The organism is Stenotrophomonas lacuserhaii (assembly GCF_039674585.1).
Lineage (GTDB): Bacteria > Pseudomonadota > Gammaproteobacteria > Xanthomonadales > Xanthomonadaceae > Stenotrophomonas > Stenotrophomonas pennii_A.
Map to the genome: position 1 here is coordinate 21,277 of NZ_JBDJNU010000036.1, position 17,918 is coordinate 39,194.

Annotated in this window: 25 protein-coding genes and 1 other RNA gene; 11 read left to right on the forward strand and 15 right to left on the reverse strand. The window is 65.6% G+C overall.

Annotated elements, in window-relative coordinates; genetic code table 11:
- The first annotated feature begins 48 nt into the window (after positions 1-48).
- Both ABE522_RS13395 and ABE522_RS13400 read left to right on the forward strand, forming a co-directional pair.
- Positions 49-786, forward strand: coding sequence for an SDR family oxidoreductase (locus ABE522_RS13395; protein WP_346592117.1), 738 nt, complete (start codon positions 49-51; stop codon positions 784-786).
- Entirely contained in the window at positions 780-2,198 is a 1,419-nt protein-coding gene (locus ABE522_RS13400) for an efflux transporter outer membrane subunit (RefSeq protein WP_346592118.1), read from the forward strand. Before ABE522_RS13395 ends, ABE522_RS13400 begins: the two co-directional genes overlap by 7 nt.
- A gap of 100 nt (positions 2,199-2,298) precedes the next feature.
- On the opposite strand, the gene ABE522_RS13405 is transcribed toward ABE522_RS13400, so the two are convergent.
- The 10 genes from ABE522_RS13405 to ABE522_RS13450 all read right to left on the reverse strand — a co-directional run bounded on the left by ABE522_RS13405 (position 2,299) and on the right by ABE522_RS13450 (position 10,718).
- Complete coding sequence (locus ABE522_RS13405; RefSeq protein WP_346592119.1) at positions 2,299-3,252, reverse strand: endonuclease/exonuclease/phosphatase family protein; 954 nt, start codon at positions 3,250-3,252, stop codon at positions 2,299-2,301.
- A gap of 91 nt (positions 3,253-3,343) precedes the next feature.
- A complete protein-coding gene (locus tag ABE522_RS13410; RefSeq protein WP_346592120.1) occupies positions 3,344-3,778 on the reverse strand; it encodes a hypothetical protein in 435 nt (144 codons plus the stop codon).
- A gap of 13 nt (positions 3,779-3,791) precedes the next feature.
- Positions 3,792-4,130, reverse strand: coding sequence for a ferredoxin FdxA (gene fdxA, locus ABE522_RS13415; protein ID WP_346592121.1), 339 nt, complete (start codon positions 4,128-4,130; stop codon positions 3,792-3,794).
- Between the two features lie 34 nt (positions 4,131-4,164).
- A complete protein-coding gene (gene fabG / locus ABE522_RS13420; protein WP_346592122.1) occupies positions 4,165-4,920 on the reverse strand; it encodes a 3-oxoacyl-ACP reductase FabG in 756 nt (251 codons plus the stop codon).
- Positions 4,921-4,979: 59 nt separating this feature from the next.
- Positions 4,980-6,515 carry a phytoene desaturase family protein gene (locus ABE522_RS13425; protein ID WP_346592123.1) on the reverse strand — a complete coding sequence of 512 codons (1,536 nt, stop codon included), beginning with the start codon at positions 6,513-6,515 and terminating at the stop codon, positions 4,980-4,982.
- Positions 6,515-7,405: a diiron oxygenase gene (locus tag ABE522_RS13430; RefSeq protein ID WP_346592124.1), complete on the reverse strand. Its 891-nt coding sequence runs from the start codon at positions 7,403-7,405 to the stop codon at positions 6,515-6,517. Before ABE522_RS13430 ends, ABE522_RS13425 begins: the two co-directional genes overlap by 1 nt.
- Before the next feature lie 45 nt (positions 7,406-7,450).
- Complete coding sequence (locus ABE522_RS13435) at positions 7,451-7,717, reverse strand: acyl carrier protein (protein WP_346592125.1); 267 nt, start codon at positions 7,715-7,717, stop codon at positions 7,451-7,453.
- A complete protein-coding gene (locus tag ABE522_RS13440; RefSeq protein WP_346592126.1) occupies positions 7,704-8,534 on the reverse strand; it encodes a MaoC family dehydratase in 831 nt (276 codons plus the stop codon). The genes ABE522_RS13435 and ABE522_RS13440 overlap by 14 nt, the downstream gene beginning before the upstream one ends.
- A gap of 2 nt (positions 8,535-8,536) precedes the next feature.
- Positions 8,537-9,805 carry a beta-ketoacyl-[acyl-carrier-protein] synthase family protein gene (locus tag ABE522_RS13445; protein ID WP_346592127.1) on the reverse strand — a complete coding sequence of 423 codons (1,269 nt, stop codon included), beginning with the start codon at positions 9,803-9,805 and terminating at the stop codon, positions 8,537-8,539.
- A gap of 61 nt (positions 9,806-9,866) precedes the next feature.
- Positions 9,867-10,718, reverse strand: a complete 852-nt coding sequence (locus ABE522_RS13450; protein WP_346592128.1) for a ferredoxin--NADP reductase — start codon at positions 10,716-10,718, stop codon at positions 9,867-9,869.
- Positions 10,719-11,084: 366 nt separating this feature from the next.
- On the opposite strand from ABE522_RS13450, the gene ABE522_RS13455 reads away from it, so the two are divergent.
- Positions 11,085-11,258, forward strand: a complete 174-nt coding sequence (locus ABE522_RS13455) for a DUF1328 domain-containing protein (protein WP_346592129.1) — start codon at positions 11,085-11,087, stop codon at positions 11,256-11,258.
- Positions 11,259-11,327: 69 nt separating this feature from the next.
- Here the strand turns inward: ABE522_RS13455 and ABE522_RS13460 are convergent, their stop codons facing one another.
- Positions 11,328-11,711 carry a VOC family protein gene (locus ABE522_RS13460; protein WP_346592130.1) on the reverse strand — a complete coding sequence of 128 codons (384 nt, stop codon included), beginning with the start codon at positions 11,709-11,711 and terminating at the stop codon, positions 11,328-11,330.
- 401 nt (positions 11,712-12,112) lie between these two features.
- Here ABE522_RS13460 and ABE522_RS13465 point away from each other — a divergent pair, with 401 nt between their 5' ends.
- Positions 12,113-12,298, forward strand: a complete 186-nt coding sequence (locus ABE522_RS13465; RefSeq protein ID WP_346592131.1) for a hypothetical protein — start codon at positions 12,113-12,115, stop codon at positions 12,296-12,298.
- A gap of 125 nt (positions 12,299-12,423) precedes the next feature.
- Positions 12,424-12,957: a hypothetical protein gene (locus tag ABE522_RS13470; protein ID WP_346592132.1), complete on the forward strand. Its 534-nt coding sequence runs from the start codon at positions 12,424-12,426 to the stop codon at positions 12,955-12,957.
- Between the two features lie 18 nt (positions 12,958-12,975).
- Here ABE522_RS13470 and ABE522_RS13475 read toward each other — a convergent pair whose 3' ends face one another.
- On the reverse strand, positions 12,976-13,428 hold the full coding sequence (locus ABE522_RS13475; protein ID WP_346592133.1) for a response regulator: 453 nt from the start codon (positions 13,426-13,428) through the stop codon (positions 12,976-12,978).
- Between the two features lie 309 nt (positions 13,429-13,737).
- Between ABE522_RS13475 and ABE522_RS13480 the strand changes: the two genes are divergently transcribed.
- The gene (locus ABE522_RS13480; RefSeq protein ID WP_346592134.1) at positions 13,738-13,869 is read left to right on the forward strand and encodes a hypothetical protein; all 132 of its coding nucleotides are present in this window, start codon (positions 13,738-13,740) and stop codon (positions 13,867-13,869) included.
- Positions 13,869-14,042 (forward strand): hypothetical protein, encoded by a 174-nt coding sequence (locus ABE522_RS13485; RefSeq protein ID WP_346592135.1) that lies wholly within the window; start codon positions 13,869-13,871, stop codon positions 14,040-14,042. The genes ABE522_RS13480 and ABE522_RS13485 overlap by 1 nt, the downstream gene beginning before the upstream one ends.
- A 78-nt stretch (positions 14,043-14,120) precedes the next feature.
- On the opposite strand, the gene ssrA is transcribed toward ABE522_RS13485, so the two are convergent.
- Positions 14,121-14,513: a transfer-messenger RNA gene (gene ssrA / locus ABE522_RS13490) on the reverse strand.
- 267 nt (positions 14,514-14,780) lie between these two features.
- Here ssrA and ABE522_RS13495 point away from each other — a divergent pair.
- Positions 14,781-15,302 (forward strand): hypothetical protein, encoded by a 522-nt coding sequence (locus tag ABE522_RS13495; protein WP_346592141.1) that lies wholly within the window; start codon positions 14,781-14,783, stop codon positions 15,300-15,302.
- A gap of 179 nt (positions 15,303-15,481) precedes the next feature.
- On the opposite strand, the gene smpB is transcribed toward ABE522_RS13495, so the two are convergent.
- The gene (smpB, locus tag ABE522_RS13500; RefSeq protein ID WP_042612310.1) at positions 15,482-15,985 is read right to left on the reverse strand and encodes an SsrA-binding protein SmpB; all 504 of its coding nucleotides are present in this window, start codon (positions 15,983-15,985) and stop codon (positions 15,482-15,484) included.
- 57 nt (positions 15,986-16,042) lie between these two features.
- Between smpB and ABE522_RS13505 the strand changes: the two genes are divergently transcribed.
- Both ABE522_RS13505 and ABE522_RS13510 read left to right on the forward strand, forming a co-directional pair.
- Positions 16,043-16,471, forward strand: coding sequence for a type II toxin-antitoxin system RatA family toxin (locus ABE522_RS13505; RefSeq protein WP_346592136.1), 429 nt, complete (start codon positions 16,043-16,045; stop codon positions 16,469-16,471).
- A 4-nt stretch (positions 16,472-16,475) separates the two neighbouring features.
- Positions 16,476-16,751, forward strand: a complete 276-nt coding sequence (locus ABE522_RS13510; protein ID WP_346592137.1) for an RnfH family protein — start codon at positions 16,476-16,478, stop codon at positions 16,749-16,751.
- Between the two features lie 76 nt (positions 16,752-16,827).
- Here the strand turns inward: ABE522_RS13510 and ABE522_RS13515 are convergent, their stop codons facing one another.
- Positions 16,828-17,220 carry an outer membrane protein assembly factor BamE gene (locus ABE522_RS13515; RefSeq protein ID WP_346592138.1) on the reverse strand — a complete coding sequence of 131 codons (393 nt, stop codon included), beginning with the start codon at positions 17,218-17,220 and terminating at the stop codon, positions 16,828-16,830.
- 103 nt (positions 17,221-17,323) lie between these two features.
- On the opposite strand from ABE522_RS13515, the gene fur reads away from it, so the two are divergent.
- The gene (gene fur, locus ABE522_RS13520; RefSeq protein WP_042612306.1) at positions 17,324-17,740 is read left to right on the forward strand and encodes a ferric iron uptake transcriptional regulator; all 417 of its coding nucleotides are present in this window, start codon (positions 17,324-17,326) and stop codon (positions 17,738-17,740) included.
- The last annotated feature ends 178 nt before the right edge of the window (positions 17,741-17,918 follow it).

Sequence of the window (17,918 nt, forward strand, 5' to 3'; positions counted from 1 at the left end):
GCCGAGCATGGCCCGGCGCTACCCCCTGACCCAACCTGGAACCCCACAATGAACGCGAATACCAACAAGATCGCGCTGGTCACCGGCGCCACCCGTGGCATCGGTACCGAGACCGTGCGCCAGTTGGCGCAGGCCGGCGTGCACACCCTGCTGGCCGGCCGCAGGCGCGACACCGCCGTGGACGTCGCCCTGAAGCTGCAGGCCGAAGGGCTGCCGGTGGAAGCCATCGAGCTGGACGTGACCGACGAAGCCAGCATCGCCGCTGCCGTCGAGCAGGTCCGCACGCGCCATGGCCGCCTCGACATCCTGGTGAACAACGCCGGCATCCTGCTTGATGACATCAGCAAGGCGCCGTCGCAGCAGTCGCTGGATGCCTGGCGCCGCACCTTCGACACCAACGTGTTCGCGCTGGTGGCGGTGACCCAGGCGTTCCTGCCGCTGCTGCGCCAGTCGGCCGCCGCGCGCATCGTCAACGTGTCCAGCCTGCTCGGTTCGGTCACCCTGCACAGCCAGCCGGGTTCGCCCATCTATGACTTCAAGGTGCCGGCCTACAACGTGTCCAAGAGCGCGGTCAATGCGTGGACCGCACAGCTGGCCTACGAACTGCGCGACACCGCGCACAAGGTCAACACCGTGCACCCGGGTTACGTGAAGACCGACATGAACGGTGGCGAGGGCGAAGTGGAAGTGACCGTGGGTGCGCAGTCCAGCGTGCAGATGGCGTTGCTGGATGCCGATGGGCCGAACGGCAGCTTCACCTACCTGGGCGAGGTGCTGCCGTGGTGATCAAAACCCTGGTGGTTGCCCTGGCCAGCGTGCTGCTGGCCGGCTGCGTGACGGTCGGACCCAACTACAAGGCCCCGGTGGAAGCCCCGGTGACCCTGCAGGGATCGGCGGCGCCGGTGTACAGCACCGAGTCGCCGGTGGCGACCTGGTGGGCACAGTTCGATGATCCGGTGCTGGAGGAACTGGTGCACCGCGCGCTGGCCGACAACCTGGACCTGCGCGTGTCGGTGTCGCGCGTGCAGCAGGCGCGTGCGGTGTTCGTTGAACGCCGACTGGACCAGGCCCCGCACGTCACCGCGGGCGGTTCGTACGACCGCCGCAAGCAGCCTGATGCGTTGGCCGGTGGCGACCGGGTGTTCAGTGAGACCTACCAGCTCGGCTTCGACGCTGGATGGGAGCTGGATCTGTTCGGTCGCCAGCGTCGTGCCGCCGAAGCGGCGCGCGCGGACCTGGATGCGGAGTGGGCCAACCTCGCCGACGCCCAGGTGCTGGTCGCTGCCGAAGTGGCCCGCAACTACTTCGAACTGCGCGGCACGCAGAAGCGCATCGCAGTAGCCGAACAGACCCTGGGCAACCTGCGTGATACCCAGAAGCTGACCGAAACCCGCTGGGACCTGGGCGCCGGCAGCGAGCTGGACGTGCAGAGCAGCCGTGCCCGGTTGAAGGCCATCGAGGCGGACATCCCGCTGCTGGAAGTCGCCCAGACCCAGTCGCGGCATCGCTTGGCGGTGCTGCTGGGCCTGCGTCCGGATGCGTTGGACGGCCTGCTCGCCCCGCGCGATGTACCGGCCTTCGCCAAGGCGTTGCCGCTGGGCGACACCCGCGAACTGCTGCGCCAGCGAGCGGACGTACGCGTGGCCGAACGGCGGCTTGCCGCGGCCACCGCGCGGGTCGGCGTGGCCACCGCGGACCTGTTCCCGCGGTTGTCACTGAGCGGCTTCGTCGGCTTCCTGGGGGGCGATGCCAGCGGGCTGGTCAACGGCAACAACAAGGCCTGGTCGCTGACCCCGTCGTTGAGCTGGGCCGCGTTTGATTTCGGCACCGTGCGTGCGCGCCTGAAGGCGAGCAAGGCCGAAGCCGATGGCGTGGCGGCGCAGTACGAACAGGCCGTGCTGCTGGCGCTGGAAGACACGGAGAACGCGCTGACCCGCTACGCCAAGCAGCAGGCCCGGCTGGCGATCGTCGCCGAGCAGGCGCAGGCCGCACGGCGTGCGGAAACATTGGCGCAGATCCGCTATCGCGAAGGGTCGGAAGACTTCCTGACCCTGCTCGATGCGCAGCGCACGCAGCTGTCGGCCGACGATGCACTGGCCGCCGCCGAAGCGGAGGTGAACGTCAGCGTGGTGGGCGTGTACAAGGCACTCGGCGGCTGGGGCCAGGCGGCCCAGCCGACCGTCGCGCTGGCCAACTGACGCAGCCCCGGTAATAACGGCCGCTGGCCGTGGTGGGTGACGACCGTTGGCGGTAGGTGGGTGACGACCGCTGGCCGTGGTGGGTGACGACCGTTGGTCGTCACGCTCCTGCGCTTGCCGCTGCGCTCGCCGGGCATGGCCCGGCGCTACCCGGCGCAGGCGACACCCGGTAGTGGCGGCGGCGGGGCGGCACGCCGGGGGGTTTTCGCGCCGCCCCCGCCCCGTCCACCCCCCCCGGGGCAAGGTAGGGAGGGAGGATGCCGTCCACCCGCCCGTCAAGGGTGGCGAAGCTGCGCGCCCTGAACCCACGCACCAGCACCCAGTCCAGTTCCGTGGTCGCCTTGCCGGTGAAATCATGGAACGTCTTCTTCGGTCCACGCGGCGCGGCCACCTGCGTGCGCGCATCCTGCAGTGCCGTAGTGAACGCGGCATACGTGGGCCCACCGGGCTCGCTGTTGAAGTCGCCGGTCACCACCACCGGGATATCGGCCGGCAACGTCTTCAGGTGCGCCACGATCGCCTGCGCGCTGCGTACACGCCGCGGCTCGTCTTCATCGCGGTAGGGCAGGTGGGTATTGAACAGGTAGAAGCGCCGTCCGTCCGCCACACGGCGGAACAGGCCCCACGTGACCATGCGTGGGAACAGGTTGCCCCAGCTGATGCTGCCTGGCACATCCGGCGTATCGGACAGCCAGAAGTTGCCGGACTGCTCCAGCGCCAGCGCCTTGCTGTCGTAGAACACACCCATGTGCTCGTCGCCGTCACCGCCACGTCGCCCTTCGCCGAACCACTGGTAATCCGGCAACTGCGCGGCAAGGTAATCGGCCTGCTCCTTGACCAGTTCCTGCGTACCCATCACGTCCGGGTGCGCCGTGCGGATGGTGGCCACCAGCGCCTCGCGACGATCCGGCCAGCGTTTCTGCGGCGCGGTATCGGCCGGCGTACGTACGTTGAAGGACATCACCTTCAACGGGACAGGCGGCGCCGCCGCGGCGGCAGGCAGGGCAAGAGCCAGCAGGAGCAAAGCGGCAGGGCGCCGCAGACGGTGCAACATGGGAATCCCTCCATTCCATGAAATCGGTTACCCGATTAGATTCGCACGGATGCCACCGGTCGGGATGTGCCGTTCCGGCTGGTTTGCCGTATCAACCCGGCAGCACCTCCCAGCGCTGCACCAGGCCGGCCAGGAACACCAGCCCGTACAGCAGGCAGATGGCCGAGCTGACCCGGACGAAGCGGGCACTGCGGCCATTGCCGACCAGGACGAACGGGCCCACCAGCGCGCGCAGCAGGAACACGCTGGTGATGCCGACCAGGACCGGACGCAACAGGGGCAGCGGAGCGATCAGGCCCGCCCCGGACAGTGCATAGGCCGCCCACGCCGCCAGGACCACGCAGATCACGCTGGTCAGCGCCGCCGGAACACGGCTGCCACTGCGGGCGGCCGCCACGATACGGTTGCCCGCACCACACCACTGGTAGCCACGTGGGCCCTGCACGATCACCACCAGGTGCAGCAGCGCGGCCAAGGCGGTCAGTGCCGCGGCGATGACCAGCAGGGGCGCATCGGAAGAGGGCATCACCGGGCCTGCTTCATGCATCTGCCTCGGCGTCTTCAAGCAGCGCCAGCCGGTCACTGCGGCCGCTCCACAGCGCGTGGTCCGGCAGCGGTTCAGCACGCTCCAGCAGCACCGGCCAGCGCTGCGCCAGCAGGGCGTTCAGCGCAAGGAAATGCTGGTTTCCCGTATCCAGCGCCGTGTCGGCAAAGATGGCGTCCTCCGGGCATTCCGCCACGCAGAGCCCGCAGTCCACGCATTCCTGCGGATTGATGGCAATGAAATTGGGGCCCACGTGGAAGGCATCTGTCGGACAGATGTCCACGCACTGGGTGTGCCGGCACTGGATGCAGTTCTCGGTCACGACATACGTCATGGAACACCTCCTGCGGTTGAGGGAGTGATGGAGCTCAAGCGGTCAGGCCACCGTCGATCACGAAGGTCTGGCCGGTCAGGTAGCCGGCGCTGGACGACAGCAGGAAGTTGGCCAATGCAGCCACCTCGCCGACTTCGCCCAGGCGCTTGAGCGGTATGTCGGCGGTGATCGATCTGCGGATGGCAGGATCGATCTGCTCGACCATTTCCGTGGCGATGAAGCCCGGGGCGATCGCGTTGACGGTGATCCTGAAGCGCGCCAGTTCCACTGCCAGGGTGCGGGTGATGCCGATCATCGCCGCCTTGGTGGCCGCGTAGCCGACCTGGCCCTTGTTGCCTCTCAGGCCGGTCACCGAGGACATCTGGATGATCCGGCCCCGGCGCGCCGGCACCATCGCCGAGGACATGAACCGGCTGAAATAGATCGCCGAATCCAGGTTGGTGGCCACCACGTCGCGGTAGCGCTCCACGTCCAGGTTGAACATCAACTGGTCGCCGGTGATGCCCATGTTGTTGATCAGGCCATAGGGTTCGCCGAAGCGCGCGATGAGCTGTTCGCAGGCCTGCTCCACCGCGGCAGCGTCGCGGCCATCGCACTGGATGCCGTGCGCGTGCCCGCCCGTGGCGGCGACGTCCTGTTCAAGCAGTCCGGCCGCTGCGGCGGACGACTGGTAGGTGAAGGCCACGGTATAGCCTTCGGTAGCGAGTGCCTTCACCAGGCCCTTGCCAATGCCGCGGCTGCCCCCGGTAACCAGCACCCAGGGGGTGGTGGATGAAGTGGTTGTCTGCATGTCGGTCTCCCGTTCGACTCGTTGTGAGGTGCGCTGCGCGGTGCTGGATGGTGCGACGGTCATGCGCGGCCGGCCGGCCTGGTCCACTGCCTGGCGGTCATCTCGGCATAGCCGAATGCCGCTTCGTAGCTGGGTCCCGCCACCCACGCGCTGAGGAAGTGGACGCCACGCACGGGAAACCCGTGGTGGAACGTGTGGCCCTTCAGGCTGGTGCCGACCATGGCGCCGTAGCCCGACCCCTCGGTGTTGTTGGTGAACCGGGCATAGGTATGCGGTGTTGCCACTTCGGTATGCAGCACGTGCCCGCGCAGGCCAGGCGCCTGTTGCATCAATCGTTCAACCAGCGCCGCCGCAGCGCGGGCTTTCTTGTCCCGATAAGGCGGCGTCCTTCGCTGCGGCCAGTGTGCGGCCGAGTCCAGTACGTTCAGGCACAGCACGTTGCCGCCCCGTGCATCCAGCGCCCGGTAATTGGTGACCTCCATGGGCGGGCACTGCCAGTACGCGTGTTCGCTGGCGGCCTCGCCGGCGCGCGCCTGCATCGCGGTCCTGCGCGCGCTGAACGCCGCAGACGGGTCGTCGGCGAACAGCATCGATTCGGTGTGGGGGAGTCCCAGCGTGGACGGGTCCGCGTCGGTGACCAGGTAGACCGTGGTGGTGGAACGCGCCGGCTTCAGCGCGGCCAGCCGGCTGATCGTGTCCTCCAGCGCCACCTCCTCGCCGAACAGGTTGTCCGCGGCGTAGTGGGGGGATGCATTGATGAAGACCTGTTCGGCATGGAACGCGCCGCGCCGGGTGCGAACCCCGGTCACATGTCCGCCGCCATCGGTGAGTACCTGTTCCACCGCCGTGCCAAGCAGCAGTTGACCGCCGGCATCGATCACCTGCTGCGCCAGCAGGTTGGACAGGTGCTGCGAGGAGCCGGTGACGTAGGCGTTGCCCCGGCACAGGGTGGCATACACCACGTGCAGGTAGTACAGGTAGCCGAGATCCTCTGGATAGCCCCCCACGTAGATGCCCGGGGCGGCCAGCAGTTCGACCAGGAAGGGATCGTCGACCAGCTCGGCCAGGCCTTCGTACACGGTCCGGGATTTCAGGTGCCGGTGGGCATGGCGCAGCTGTGCCATGTCCGGTTCGAAGCTGCCGTCCTGCATCTGGAACTGGTAATAGCCGTTGCGGCCATGTGTCAGCACCTGCTCGAAGAAGGCGGCGATGCCGGCCTCCTGGTGGGGGAAGCGTGCCGTCAGCGAGGCCTGTACGCCGGCCACCTCGTTGGGCAGTACCAGGCTCTGCCCGGCACGGCGGGCGCAGAAATAGTCAGCGGGTCGCACCAGCCCGAGCTCCGCCTCCAGGCCCAGGCTTCGCAGGATCCGCAGCAGGTTGCCGTCCTCGTCCATGCCGCTGAGCTTGTGCAGGCTGCAGTCGAACGTGGCCTCCAGGCGCGGGCGCGAGAACGTGGATGCATAGCCGCCGGCGACGATGTGCTTGTCGATCAGCAGCAGGCGCGCGGCCGGATCGCGCTTCACCAGCATGGCCGCGCAGGCCAGGCTGGTGATGCCGGCACCCACGAAGATGGCGTCCCAGTGCTGCGAGGTCATCAGCGCAGGCCCAGTTTGTCCATCCACGCAAACAGCGCGGAAAAACGCTCGGCGTTCAAGCGGGCGTTGTGCTCCGACCGCCACACCGCTTCGATCGCCTCGGCGTCGCCAGGCTGCACGGGAAAGAGGAACGAGGTGTGCAGCGCGATCTCCGGATTGTAGGTGTACATGTCGATCAGCCGCGGGAAGATCTGCCGGGACATCCCGCGCACCTGTTCGGCCTCTTCCGCGCTGGCGGTTTCGAAGTAGGACTCGGCGATCCACCGACCAAAGGCGATGTGCCGTGCTTCGTCGTGGTGGTGTGCGCGGAACAGGGTGCGGGTCATCGGCTCCACGTCCGGCCCTTGGGTCGTATGCATCGCGCCCATCTCCGCCACCCACTCCAGCAGCAGGGTGAACAGCACGCCCACCGGCGGTGCCATGGCCGGCAGCGTGTCGGTGAGCAGCGTGTACAGTCCCTGCGGCGGCTTGAACAGGGGCAGGCCGGCCTTGGCCATGAAGCGTTTGAAGGTCAGCGTATGGACGATTTCCTCCTTGGAGAACACCATCAGGTATTCCTGCAGCTCCGGCGCGATGCGTGCGTGGTCGCGGGTGATGTAGCCCATGTACAACGGTGGCAGGGTCTGTTCCAGCCAGATGAACATGGAAATGTCGCGCGCTGTTTCCAGCCACGCCAGTTCGAGCCGGTTGGCCTCGGTCAATGCCCCGGCGAAGGGCGTGCCGGCGATCCACAGATGGTCCAGGTGCTTCGGCGCGATGCCTTTTTCGATCGGCTCATTCCACGGCAGTACCGTGGCGTGGTCCATCGTATCCAGGTGCGAGGCCTCGCTGAGGCGGAGCACTTTCCCGATGCGGGAGGGGGCGATGGTAAGCGTGGTTTCAGTCAGCATGGTGGTCCTTTGCGGCGCGTTGGCCAGCTGGGAGGGAACGCCCGGTCAAGCTGGCGCCTGCGCTGCCTCGGTGAGCTCCAGGATGTAGTCGCAGAGCGCCCGGAGCGTGCTGATGTTGCGGCTGGCGAACGCCTTGGGATCCATCGCCACGCCCAGCTTCTTCCTCACCACCACCTGCATTTCCACGAAGTCCAGGCTGTCCAGGTCCAGGGCTTCGATCGTGCTCTCCAAGGTGATGTTCTCGATCTCGTCGTCCTTCAGTTCCAGGATCAGTTCGCGGATGACGTCGAATACGGATTCAGTGGTGTTCATGGGTATCGTTCTCCTGTGGGTGGGCCAGTTTCCGGATCATCAGGCCCAACGTGATGGTCATGACGTGGCGCTGCTGCAGGTGCACGCCGAGATCGAGCGTGCCCACTGCTTCACCGTCACTTTCGACCAGGTCGATGTTGTCGATCTGGTAATCGACGACGGGGGGAAGCGCGCCTGCGCAGCAGAGCTCGCTGGCAAACACGGTCTGGTGCGTGGTCTGCACCAGCAGGTGCGAGGTCAGGTCCTGGATATGGTCAAGCTGTTCGTCCAGGCGCAGGCCGGGCCCAAGCCGATCAAACGCCGTGCTGATGCGGTACCGGATGAAGTCACCGAATACCAGCGCATCCAGCGCGACCCATCGATCCAGCTGCCTGCCGAGGCCGCCTTGGAACTGGCGCAGCCACGCTTCGGTGTCGCCCACCGGAAGGGTGATGCGCCGCGCATCGGAGTCCCAGGCAGGCGGCTCGATGCGGCGGGCACTGCCGATGAAATGTTCCGCAGCGCCCGTGCAGGGGCGCAGCTTGAATCCGGTCCGGCCTGCGCGATGGACCAGTGCCAGGCTGACGTCACGGTCGCGCAGGACAGGCGCTTTCAACAGCGACTTGAAATGGATCCAGGGTGCGGCGTCCTGCCCCGGCTCCGCTGCCGTCGCCCGGCCCAATGCCTGCTTGATCGGCAGCAGTGCCAGCATGCCGTGGACCACCACGTCGGCGGCATTCATGCGCAAGGCGGCTTCACGATCGAAGTGGATGGGGTTGCGGTCGCCCGAGAGCCGCGCCCAGGCCTCGATGTCCTGGCTGTCGAAACGAAGGTCCATGCTTACTCCGCCCGGGCGATCATCACGCCCGCGTTGGCGCCGCCGAAGCCGAAGCTCAGGTTCAAGGCGTTGTGGATGTCCTGGTCGTGCAGGTGCTGGTTGGCCACGTAGTTCAGGTCGCACGCCGGGTCAGGGCGGTCCAGGTGGATCGTCGCGGGGATGGTGCGATGCTCGATGGCCTTCAGGCACAGCACTGCCTCCAGCGCGCCGGCTGCACCGATCAGGTGGCCGGTATAGGACTTGGTGCTGGACATCGGGATGGCATGCGCGGCCCGGCCCAGTGCTTCCTTCAGCGCATTGGTTTCATTGACATCATTGAGCGGCGTGGAGGTGCCATGCAGGTTCACGTAACCGATGTCCTCGGGTGTCACGCCAGCCTGCATGCACACCTGGCGGATCACCTGCACACGTGCCTGCATGTCCTCGGCCGGCGCGGTCATGTCGTAGGCGTCGGAGAAGTTCGCGTAGCCGGTGATCTCGCCGAGGATGCGGGCGCCACGCTGCCGTGCCAGCTCGTAGTCCTCCAGGCACAGCACGGCTGCGCCTTCGGACAGCACGAAGCCGCTGCGGTCCTGGCTGAAGGGGCAACAGGCGCGCCGGATGTCGTCCTGCTCCTTGCTCAGGGCCTGGATCACATCGACCGACCAGACGTTGAACTGTTCTTTCAACGACTCGCTGCCGCCGGCCAGCATGACCTTCGCGCGTCCGCTGCGGACGGCCTCGTACGCTTCGCCGATGGCGATGGTGCCCGTCGCGCAGGCGGCCACCGGACTGTTCTGCACGCCGCGGAAATTCCAGTTCATGGTGACGCCGGCGGTGGCCGCGTTGCACATCGACATGACCGTGGCGAACGACGTCGCCACGCCGGTCTGGCGGTAGTCGTTGTTGTTGGCGTTGGCCGTATCCAGGCCACCCCAGCCGGTGCCGAGCATCACGCCACGGTCGAACGGCGTGCAGATGTCGTCGAGCCCGGTGTCACCGAATGCCATGTCGATGGCCTCCTCGGCCGCGACCAGGCAGTACTTGGCGAACAGCGGCAGCATCTTGGAGGTCTTTTTCGGGAACGGTCGCATCTGCTCGCGCCCGAAGTCATCGATGAAGCCGAAGTAGCGTGCGGTGATGGCGGGGTCGTCGTGGGTGTACCGCTTGTAGCCCACGCGGTAGGCCATGATGGCCTGCCATATCGCGTCGGCGGTGGCGCCCATCGAGCTGATGGCGCCGTAACCGGTGACGGCGACACGGCGCGGGGGCGGGGTAACGGGGGTATCCATGGTGCTGGTCTCCTGCAGCAAGGGGCATGGGATGTCGCCGCGTGGTGGCGGCAAGCGGGGATCAGGCATCTGCAAAGGCGCGTTCCACCACGTAGTCGCCGGCGCGACCCCGTCCCGGGGAAACGGCGAACCCGCGGGCATCCAGCAGGGCGCGTGTTTCTGCCAGCATGGCCGGCCCGCCGCAGATCATCGCGCGGTCGCTGGCCGGCGAAAGCGCGGGCAGGCCAAGGTCATCGCAAAGCCGGTTGCCGGCGATCAGGTCGGTGATGCGGCCCTGGTGGAAGAACGGCTCGCGGGTGACGGTCGGGTAGTACAGCAGTTTCGATCGGACCGCCTCGCCGAGATGATCATGGTGAGGCAGTTCATGCTGGAGATGATCGCGATAAGCAAGGTCGGCCGCCACGCGCACGCCATGCACCAGCACCACTTTCTCGAACGCGGCATAGGTTTCCGGGTCGCCTGCCAGGCCGACGAACGGAGCCAGTCCGGTGCCGGTGCAGAGCAGGTAAAGCACCCGGCCTGGCCGCAGGTCGGAAAGCACCAACGTGCCGGTGGGTTTGTTGCCGACCAGCACCTCATCGCCAGGGCGCAGGTGCTGGAGTTCAGTGGTGAGCGGACCGCCGGGCACCTTTATGCTGAAAAACTCAAGGTGTTCTTCATGGCTCGGACTGGCCAGGCTGTAGGCGCGCATCAGCGGGCGCCCTTCCCGCTGCAGTCCCACCATCACGAACTGGCCACTTTCAAACCGGAATGACGGTGACCGGGTGGTGGTGAAACTGAAAAGGCTGTCATTCCAATGACGAACAGCGAGGACGCTTTCTACCCTGTTTGATTTTCCTGCAGCCGGTGTCGATGTGTTTTCCAGCGTGGGAAAGGCGCGGGTCGCATGCTGCACAACGTCGGGGGCATTCATTCAAACTGTGACCGCGTGAATGTAGGAAGTGCGACCTTAGTTGTGTAGTCGGGCGCCGGGTGTGCGGTGGGTCACAGTGTTAATCGTCAAGGTATAGACATAATGTTCAAGGCGTCATCGGTGTGTTTTTGATTGCATAAAGTGTCGTAACGCGCGCGCCCTATAGTTGGGAAAGTTCTGATGGCGGAAGTGGATTTGTTGCGAACACGACACCGTGCGGGGCGGGGCGGTAGCGGTTTCCGTGCAACGTCGTCGGCAATGCCTGTCGAGCCTCTTCACCCGACGCAATCGGCGGGATCACCAGCGCGCGACATGCGTCCCGCTAGGCTTGGGCCAACACGTAACTCCCTGTCGGAAAGGACTGTCATGATCAAGTGGGCCATCATCTTCGCCATCATCGGCCTCATCGCCGGTGCCCTCGGCTTCGGCGGCATCGCCGGTGCATCGGTGGGCATCGCCAAGTTCCTGTTCTGGGCGGGCATCATCATCGCCGTGGTGCTGTTCCTGCTCGGCATGACCATCGCCAGGAAAGTGACCTGACCTGTCTTTCGCGAGCCGCGCACAGGAAAGCCGCATCGGCAACGATGCGGCTTTTCTACTGGGCGGGAATCAGCCGATGCCGGGCATGTTGATCACCGCTTCCACGTGGTGCCCGTCGGGATCGATGAGGAAAGCCGCGTAGTAGTGGTGGCCGTAGTCGGGGCGGGGACCGGGCGCGCCGTTATCCTGGCCGCCGGCGGCGACACCGTCACGATGGAAGACATCAACCGCATCCTGCGATGTGGCGGCAAAAGCAATGTGGAAGCCATCACGCGGCAGGGCGTCGTTGTCGGTGAGGTTGAGCAGCAACAGGTCATGGTCGTCGACCAAGCCATAGCCGATGGATTCGTCGCCGTTGAAGACTCGGCGATACCCCAGCGCGCCCAGCGCGGCATCGTAGAAGCGGGCGGCGCGGGCAAGGTCGCGTACGCCCAGCGATAAGTGGTGGAACATCGCACATCCCTGTAGTCGGTCCAACGCTGAGCATAGCCGTGTGTCGCGTCCCGCGCAGCGCAGAGCGGGTCGTCTTTTGCAGGTTCGCCCATGTACGCACTGTGTTGCCGATGTTTGGATGGAACCGCTGGCGACGTAGAGCGCCAGTCGGGATTGGCGTCCTGAAAGCAAGTAGACATATGTCTCTGTTTTGCCCCTTGGGCAAGGCGGAGAATGCACTGCGCTGCCCTCCGGTTCCATGGCGGGCGGTGCGTGGGATCCCTGATCCGCCGGATATTTTGTCTACTTGCCCGGTACGCCAACCCGCATCGCCTGCCACCGCGTGCTTCGGCGCCGGTGGCCTCCCGCCTTGTGAGGTACGCCAATGGACCCGCAACACCCGCTGAGCGCCAAGCGCCTGCATGCCCTGCCCGGTCAGCACGCTGCGAGCGCTGTCCAACATCCTGGATATCCTGCACACCGCGCACCTGTTCCGGCAGGACCCTATCACCGCCAGCATGGTGTCCGAACAGATGGTGGAAGGCCTCATCGTGTGCAGCCGGGAGCTGCTGAAGGGCCACGCCGGTGCGATGTGGGCCGACGCATGAGGCACTTCCAGCTGCGCGCGGAAGCGGGGGAGGGCGGATCGCCGGAAGTCACCCTGCCGCCCGGCACGTTGTGGGCGCTGCACAGCGCGCTCTAGCATCGGGGCAACGTCGCGCGGGGAAGGATCATGCAGGTAAAGGACTATCGCTTGCTGGGCTTGTACGCACTGGCCGCAGGTGCCGTGGCGGCGCTGTTGTTCGTGGGTTGGGAGCACACCCACGGCGGCGTCAGAAGCCATCATCTGCTCAACCGGGCAGATCTTCCTGCGATATCAAACTGGTGGGGCCTGCTGGTACTTCCCGTGCTCGGCCTGTTGGCCGGCGAGGTGGTCAGAAGGCGGGCCGGACGGTCCGCATCTCCCATCCCACGGGCGCTGATGGCAGCGCTGGGCGCGATGCTTGCAGGCGCGCTGCTGTCACTGGCCTTCATCACCGGCAACGAGTCGATCTCGGGATTGATCCTGCTTGGGGTATTTGCCAGCGGCTTGCTGCTGCCGATCTACCGCGCCGAGTATCTGTTCGGCTTCGTGCTCGGCATGGCGCCGACGTTCGGCGCGGTGCTGCCCACACTGGCCGGACTGGTGGTGGGCGCGGTGTCGGCCGTGTTCCATCTGCTGGTCTACCGCATGGTGGCGAAAGCCCATCGCCACCTGCGGAGCTGATTGCCGGAACGACCCGCCTCAGGCGGTCGGCACGAACGGCGGCGGCGGCTGGTTGGTCATTCCCCAGAACATGCCGAGCTCCTGCACGGCGGACAGGAATTCATCGAAGTCGAGCGGCTTGACCACGAACGCATTCACACCCACTTCGTAGCTTTCCATCAGGTCGCGGTCCTGGCGGGAGGCGGTGAGCATCACCACGGGAGTATGCCGCAGGGCGTCGTCGCGCCGGATCTCGGCGAGCACCTGCAGGCCGTTCAACTTGGGCAGTTTCAAGTCCAGCAGCACGACCACCGGGCCGCCGTGGCGCTGGCCGGCATGGCGTCCGGTGCTGCGCAGGTAATCCAGCGCATCTTCGCCGTCGCGCACGTGGACCACGGGGTTCAGCAACTGGCAGCGTGCCAGGGCGGCGATGGTCAGCTCTGCGTCCTGCAGGCTGTCTTCTACGAGCAGTATCGGTCGCAGGTCTCTCATGCAGCGTCCTTCTGGATCGGCGCGCCAGCGTCTCGTCTCTGGCGTAGGGGGCGCATAGCGTTGCATGCGACCGCGCCGCTGTCAGCATTCTGATGAACGGTTAATATTAACACTTCAGGATTTCCGTTCAGGCGGATTTGTGACCCACCGCTCACCCTGAACTTCTCGATCAGATGAACGGGCCCGAATCACGCAGGTTTAACCTGAGCGCCGACAAATTGACGGGGCGCGAAGGGTCAGCAGGGGGACTCTGGATGCAGGCATGAGCCTGCATTCGCGTAACAAAACCCCCACCCACAGGACTCACTCATGGACCTCATGATTGCGCTGCTCGGCATTGCCGCTGCCTTTGCCTCGATGCTGGTCGTGCTGCAGGCGGCCACCCTGGTATGGAAGAAGCTCCGTGTACGGCGTCATGCCATCAGGAGATCGATTGCCTGATGAGTGCTGTTCGCTACGCCTATGCAAAGGCGCGTCATTGGCGTGCCTCACCGTTGGTATCGGCCTGGGCCGCAGTCCGTTATGCCCTGACCGGCGACACCGGGTATTTCCGTTCCCACGCGGGCTGGAGGCTGTCGCGCATCCATCGCGGATCATTGGAAGAGGGACGCTGAGCGGAGAAACGAAAAAGCCCGGAAACCCTTGAATTGCGGGGGTTTCCGGGCTCTCGCGGACCTTCACGGTCCCTTCAATGGTGGAGGTGGGCGGAATTGAACCGCCGTCCGAAGGCACTCCATCCCCAGCTCTACATGCTTAGCTCACCGTTGAGTCTCGTCCCGGAACAGCACGGTGTGCGAAGCACATCCCGGAACAAGCCTGTTGCGTTCTAGTGCTGGACTGACAGGCAGCCGCCCAGCTCGATTCCATGATAATGACTCTACGCTGCGAGCATGGACACAAGCAGTTTCGAGGCTCCGCCTAAGTCGGCAGAAGGTCTAACTCAACAGCTTTTAGGCTGCGAGTGCGACCGGAGCGTAGTTGTCGTCGTTGGCAACTAGAGTTTTGCAGCTGGATTTACGAGGAAAGCTACCCCCTCGGCATGCGCCAAGCGACTTCACAACCCCCGTCGAAACCAATGCACCCCCGGTTTCAAACAAGTGCCTGCAAGTACTGGCCCGGTTCCGATGACGCTGGAGCAGGGCTGCCCAACGGAGTGGATGCTACGCCAATCCGGCTGAACAGTCACGCAAACGCGCGAATTCGGGTAGCGAGCGTGCATCTTGAACTGTTAACGTCTTGCCGACCTATCTGCGACGCCCGCCGGGTGAGCATGGGGACTGGCTCTGCAGGCGAGGTAACAGGTGGACGTAAGCGACAAGCGCAGCCTTCGTCAATTGGTCGGCCCGGTGGGAATGGGCTACCTGCGCAGGGCCGTGCCGCCGCCGTGGGTGTGGACGGCGCTGGTTGCCCTGGTGGCGGCCGGGTGCCTGATCGAATTGCCGATGACGGCGGCGGCGGCCTTGGTGGCCAGTGCGGTAGTGGTGCACTGGCCGCGCCGAAAGCGACCCTCGCTGGGCTATTGGCGGCTGCTGGGCCTGCTGTTGCTGGCGGTGTTGGCGTGGGCGCCGGAGCCGGACGTTTTGTCCCAATGGTTCGAACATGGCCTGGCGATCGCGCTGCTGGCGTTGGCCGTGCTGAGCGCACTGACCCATGTGCTGCAGGCGCGGCGGTTGTCGCGCCGTCTTCAGCAGGCGGCCGATGCCATGGATGACTCGCGGCTGCTGGCGTTGCTGCCAGGCGAAGCGGCGACGCTGGCGAATCGCTGGCGCGCCGGTGATGACAGCCATGCTGACGAACTGGCGGTGGTGATGCACCTGGCGGTGATGCACGCGGCGTTGTCGCCGCGGGTGCGGGGTGGGGCGGTGGACGTCTGAAGCGACGCATTGACGGCCAGCGGCCGTCACTACCGGTCTATCCCGGTGGTAGCGCCGAGCCATGCTCGGCGAGCGTAGCGGCAGGAGCGACAGCAACAGCGTGACGACCAACGGTCGTCACCCACCGGAGCGGCGCATTGACGACCAGCGGTCGTCACCCACCCCAACAGCACGGGTGGTCAGGCGTCGCGGTTGCCGCGGCGCATGACGCGTGACTTTTCAATCGCCCACTCGCGGTCCTTGGCGGCATCGCGCTTGTCGTGGTCCTGCTTGCCCTTGGCCAGCGCCACTTCCAGCTTGATCTTGTTCTTGCTCCAGTACATCGCGGTGGGAACGATGGTGTAGCCATCGCGCTCCACCTTGCCGACCAGCTTGTCGATCTCGCTCCGGTGCAGCAGCAGCTTGCGCTCGCGGCGGTCTTCGGCCACCACGTGGGTAGAGGCCTGGATCAACGGCGTGATCTGCGCGCCGATCAGGAAGATCTCGCCCTGCTTTACATACGCATATGCGTCAACGATGTTGCCGCGGCCTGCACGGATCGATTTCACTTCCCAGCCCTGCAGGGCGAGGCCCGCTTCGAAGCGCTCCTCGATGTGGTACTCGTGCCGGGCACGCTTGTTCAACGCGATGGTTTTGTTGGCCGTCGCGTTCTTTGCTTTATCCTTGCTGCTGTTCTTGCTCATTCCCGTATTGTCTCCGATTCGGGCCCGCCCGGTCGATCACCCGTAGCCGAACCTGAAATGCCTACCATCCGTCGAAGCGCCCTGGTTGAACACTCCGCGGCGCGCATGTTTGATCTGGTCAACGATATCGCCGCCTACCCGCGTCGCTTCCGTTGGTGTTCGGCCGCGCAGATCCTGGAGCAAGGCGACCAGCGCCTGGTGGCCCGGCTCGATCTGGGCTTGGGCTCGTTCTCGACCTGGTTCATGACCGAGAACACCCTGGTACGCCCTGCATCCATCGACATGAAGCTGCGCGATGGTCCGTTCAAGCGCCTGCACGGGCGTTGGGACTTCCATTCGTTGGCCGAAGACGCCTGCAAGGTCAGCCTGGAACTGGAATTCGAGCCGAAGTCACGGTTGCTGGCGCCGGCCCTGGCGCTGGGCTTCCAGGGGCTGGCCGACCGTATGGTCAACGACTTCGTGCGCGTGGCTGACGAGCAGGGATGAGCCGGTGATCCGGGTGCAGGTGGTGCTGGCCTGGCCGGAGCGGGTGCTGGAGCGCGTGCTGGACCTGCCGGAAGGCGCCACGGTTGCGGACGCCGTTGGGGCTGCGGCGCTGGAGGGCGGCGACGCCTGTCCCGCGACCGCCATCCATGGGGTGGTCACGCGCCTGGACCAGGTGCTGCAGGACGGGGACCGGGTGGAGCTGCTGCGCCCGCTGCTGGCAGACCCGAAGGACAACCGACGGCGGCGCGCCAAAGGGCAGCCCAGGCAGGTGGGTCGGTGAGGCCGTGACGACCGACGGTCGTCACCCACCAGGTTCGGGCGGTGCCTATTGACGGCCAGCGGCCGTCACGACCGGATCATCCGCCGCCCTTCTTCTTTTCCTTCGGCAGGTTGCGGCCGAACTGCCGCACCGTCTGGGTGGCCAGCTTGGAGTCCTGGGCCGGGAAGTAATCGCCTTCCCAGCGGGTGACCGCATCGTTTTCGAAGTACACCGTGAAGTTCTTGGTTTCGGTGCGGCCCACGCGGTCAATGCGCTGGCTGGCCATGTAGTCCCAGCGCTGGGCATGGAACGGGTCGGCCACCGACGGGGTGCCCAGCAGGGCGTTGACCTGCTGCTTGCTCTGCCCGACCTGCAGCTTGGACACGGCATCTTCCCGGATCAGGTTGCCCTGATAGATGGGTTGCTTGTAGATGATGCCGCAGCCCGTGGTGGACAGGGCAACGGCGGCGACCAGCAGGAGATTGCGCATCGGGAATCGCGTTTGGGGAAATCGATCCGATGATACACTCCCGGCGTGCCACCGCGACCCAATCCGAGGCAGCTGGCGCTAAATCGCCAATGAACGGAGACATATGGAAACCCACGACCTGCGCAAAGTCGGCCTGAAGGTGACCCATCCGCGGATGCGGATCCTGGCGTTGCTCGAACAGCGCAATGCCCAGAACCACCAGCACCACATGACCGCCGAAGACATCTACCGCCAGTTGCTGGAGCACGGCGATGAGATCGGCCTGGCCACGGTTTACCGTGTGCTGACCCAGTTCGAGGCGGCCGGTCTGGTGCTGAAGCACAATTTTGAAGGCGGCCAGGCCGTCTATGAGCTGGACCGCGGCGGCCATCACGACCACATGGTGGACGTGGATTCGGGCAACGTGATCGAGTTCGAAAGTGCTGAAATCGAGGAGCTGCAGCGCAAGATCGCAGCCGATCACGGGTATGAGCTGGAGGAGCACTCGCTGGTTCTCTACGTGCGCAAGAAGCGCCGCTGAGCCCTGCGGGGTACGTGGTTGCTGAAAACCCCGGGCCTGCCCGGGGTTTTTCGCTCAGGGCCGGGGCGGCCGCCGCAACAGGCGCAGAAGCGGGGAGGGCCAACGGGTTCTCCCACCCCGCGCAACAAAGTCGCCCCCACGATGGCGCCAACCCAGGCAAAACCAGAAGTCCCGCGGC